6 protein-coding genes are annotated in these 3,184 nt (G+C 59.1%); 4 read left to right on the top strand and 2 right to left on the bottom strand.

Annotation, left to right across the window (positions count from 1 at the left end):
* Positions 1–197 (bottom strand): hypothetical protein (locus RTI30_RS13485; RefSeq protein WP_312263474.1); only part of this gene is annotated, 197 nt, incomplete at its 3' end.
* Positions 190–489 carry a hypothetical protein gene (locus RTI30_RS13480; protein ID WP_312263475.1) on the bottom strand — a complete coding sequence of 100 codons (300 nt, stop codon included), beginning with the start codon at positions 487–489 and terminating at the stop codon, positions 190–192. The genes RTI30_RS13480 and RTI30_RS13485, both read right to left, overlap by 8 nt.
* A gap of 164 nt (positions 490–653) precedes the next feature.
* On the opposite strand from RTI30_RS13480, the gene RTI30_RS13475 reads away from it, so the two are divergent.
* The 4 genes from RTI30_RS13475 to RTI30_RS13460 form a co-directional block, all read left to right on the top strand.
* Complete coding sequence (locus RTI30_RS13475; RefSeq protein WP_312284036.1) at positions 654–983, top strand: nucleotidyltransferase domain-containing protein; 330 nt, start codon at positions 654–656, stop codon at positions 981–983.
* The gene (locus RTI30_RS13470) at positions 980–1,495 is read left to right on the top strand and encodes a hypothetical protein (RefSeq protein WP_312263477.1); all 516 of its coding nucleotides are present in this window, start codon (positions 980–982) and stop codon (positions 1,493–1,495) included. The genes RTI30_RS13475 and RTI30_RS13470 overlap by 4 nt, the downstream gene beginning before the upstream one ends.
* Positions 1,492–2,934 carry an undecaprenyl-phosphate galactose phosphotransferase WbaP gene (gene wbaP, locus RTI30_RS13465; protein ID WP_312284035.1) on the top strand — a complete coding sequence of 481 codons (1,443 nt, stop codon included), beginning with the start codon at positions 1,492–1,494 and terminating at the stop codon, positions 2,932–2,934. Before RTI30_RS13470 ends, wbaP begins: the two co-directional genes overlap by 4 nt.
* Positions 2,935–3,022: 88 nt before the next feature.
* Positions 3,023–3,184, top strand: a 162-nt coding sequence (locus tag RTI30_RS13460; protein ID WP_312284037.1) for a winged helix-turn-helix transcriptional regulator, incomplete at its 3' end; no start/stop codon positions are given.

Below are 3,184 nucleotides of genomic sequence, written 5' to 3'. Positions count from 1 at the left end.
AAGCACTTTTCCATTCCGCCATACAGTTTTTCGATTGTAGAAGCCATAGCAATGTACACGATTTGATCCAGCTGTGGGTGGACCTGCGAGAGGTTTTCCGCCAACGCACTACGGGCACAGAGCAGGTAATTGGACTCTACCACAAGATCAACCAACTCCCGATCTAGAAGTAAAAATAGAGGATGTCTACTAGCCATGCCAGCGCAACTCATCGGCATAAACTACGTCAAACGGAATGTCTTTCAGAACGTCTTCCACCATACTTTCTATGGCGTATCTTTGTGTGGGATCCGCCAGTTTCTTGACAAGAAAATCAACGTCCGATTTGACATGGAATCCATTGCTCGCTAGCGAGCCAATAATCTCTGCCTCAATACCCATGCTCCGAAACCGATCAATGACCATCTTGGCGCGAAGTAATGCCACAGCGCGACGTCGTTCGGCATTTTTCCTGAGCACCCGCTCAAGCTTCGTTTCCGTCTTTTCCATGGGCTTTTCCCCAACTTTGCGCTTGCCGCCCACTCGCCAGAATCGCGCTGCGAACAGCGCAACTCAACGCGAAGAACCGCTACCCAACCGTCAGTTTCGAGTCTAGGCTACCATAGTAGCTATCGCAATCACTCCTGCATGCCTGCCGTCTCGTGCTATTCTCCGTGCTCAGGAATCTGGAGGGAAAGATTACCTTGCGCCTTAGCCCGGAACAGGTACAGTCCATTCGCGAAGTGACGGCAGAGATCTTTGGCCCCGAGGCGCAGGTCTGGCTCTTTGGCTCGCGCGTCGACGACAATCTGCGGGGCGGCGACGTGGATCTCTTGGTCGAAAGCCCCGAGCCGGTAGAAGACTCCGTCTGGAAGAAAGCACTCTTTGCCGCCCAACTCGAGCGCCGCTTCGACGGCCGCAAGGTGGACGTTTTGCTGCGCGCGCCCAATCTTCTCGTCCAACCCATCCACGAAACCGCACGCCGCACTGGGGTGCGCCTGTGACCTTGTCCGAACCCCTGCGCCAGCGCCTGGAGTTTCTTGCCCGCGTCATCCATCGGGAAATGCAGCATCTGCAACTCACTGATCAACGCCTTTTCGCTGAAGCCCTCGATGCCGAGCGCTTGCGCTCGTTGGAGCAAAACCCCCAGCTGGCCGAGACCGTAGATGCTTTCGCGGCCCGCTTTGGCCGTCTACAAGATAGTGTCGGCGACAAATTACTGCCCCTTTGGCGGCAAGCCGTGGGCGAAACCCCAGGTACGGCTATCGACAATCTCGATCGCGCCGAGCGATTGGGTCTCATCGACTCCGCCAACAACTGGCTTGCCCTGCGACGCCTACGCAATCAAATTATCCACGACTACATCGAAGATGCCCACGAACTCGCCAAGGCCCTGCAAGAGGCCCATGCGCAAGTACCGACCTTGGTCCAGGCAGCGCATAACCTGCTCCAAGATCTGCGGGTGCGCGGGTTTATAGCGGTGCAGACGGGCGCAGGCGCCAGGGGTGGAAATTGACCGCTAGCCGCCAACCGGCGCGCTGGATCCCTTGGTCTTTGGCCTTAGGGGATCTGCTTGCCTTCGCTCTCGCGGTCTACTTCAGCCGCCTTTCCCATGCCTTCTACTACGGCGAAAACCCGGTGCGCGTGCTGGCCGACTGGTGGGGCAGCCTCGCCGAGGTCAACATTCTGCTCTTTTTGTTCCTTGCGAGCCTCGGAGTCCTAGCTTTTCTTCTCAAAGGCCATTACGCCCGGCGCAAGGTCTTCTGGGACGAAGTGGGCGATATTATTGCCGTTTTTACCGTACTCCTCGGCCTCAATGCCGCCATCGCCTTCAGTGGCAAATGGCCCCTATCCCGTCTTTGGCTCTTTTCGGCCTGGCTATTGGCGTTGCTGCTACTACCGGCCGGGCGCCTACTACTGCGGCATGTCTTTCAACGCTTGGGGCTGTGGAACCGCCCCGTCGCCATCATCGGCACCGGCGCCAACGCCCTCGAGGCCATGCGCGCCATCCAGAGCGACACCCTATTGGGTTACGAGGTACGTTGGCTCCTCTCACTCTCCGACAATTCCCCGCCAGTAGCCGGGTCGACCGCAACGGTCATGGCCCTGGGATCAGACCCCCTGGCTACCCTGCGCGGTCTTGGCAATCCGCAGGTGGTGCTCGCCCTCGACAATGCCCACTGGCAAACCCAAGAGGATCTCTTGCGCCTACTCGGGCTGTACTATCCCAACCTAGCCATTGCCCCGGCCTTGCGCGGACTGCCGCTCTACGGGCTGGAGGTGATGCATTTTTTCAGCCACGAAGTCTTCATGCTGCGGGTACGCGACAATCTGGCCCGCCCCGGCCCGCGCCTGGTCAAACGCGTCTTCGACCTCGTGGCTGCGGGGCTTTTGACGGTGCTGCTCAGCCCACTGCTGCTCGGGATTGCCTGGCGTATCCGTGCCGAAGACGGCGGGCCGGTGCTCTTTCGGCAAGAGCGGGTGGGGCGCCAAGGTAAACCTTTTGGCTGCCTCAAGTTCCGCAGTATGGTGCCCGACGCCGAGGCGCGCTTGCAGCGCTACTTGGCGGAAAATCCGGCCATTGCCGAAGAATATCATCGCAACTTCAAGCTGCGCGACGATCCGCGCATTACCCGCATCGGCCGCTTTCTACGCCGCAGCAGCCTCGATGAACTACCGCAACTCTTCAACGTGTTGCGCGGCGAGATGAGCCTCGTAGGGCCGAGGCCCCTCTTGGCACGAGAGCTCGACCGCTACGGCGACAACATCGCCCTGTACACCCAGGTCAATCCGGGTATTACCGGACTATGGCAAGTGAGCGGCCGCTCCGAAACGAGCTTTGCCGACCGCAGCAACCTCGACGCTTGGTATGTGCGCAACTGGACCCTCTGGTATGACATAGTCATTCTGTTACGGACGGTGCGCGTGGTCTTTCGGCGGGAAGGGGCGTACTGAAACTGCGCTCGCCGACGAGGGCGATTTCCCCGTCGCCTGCTCCACAGCAAGCACCGACCGCCGTACCAACTATTGCATTGACAATACAATGGGATCGCCGCTACGATCCCGAAAAGTTCACTGCCTGAACAGACCTGTGCTAGACGACGTCACCCGGTACCAATTGCTCAAGCTCCTCGCGGAGCGTCCGGAAATTACGCAGCGCGAGCTCGCGGCTGCCATGGGCATCAGCTTGGGCAAGGCCAATTAC

Source organism: Candidatus Igneacidithiobacillus taiwanensis, from assembly GCF_031962545.1.
Lineage (GTDB): Bacteria > Pseudomonadota > Gammaproteobacteria > Acidithiobacillales > Acidithiobacillaceae > Igneacidithiobacillus > Igneacidithiobacillus taiwanensis.
This window is presented reverse-complemented; position numbering and strand designations above follow the sequence as displayed.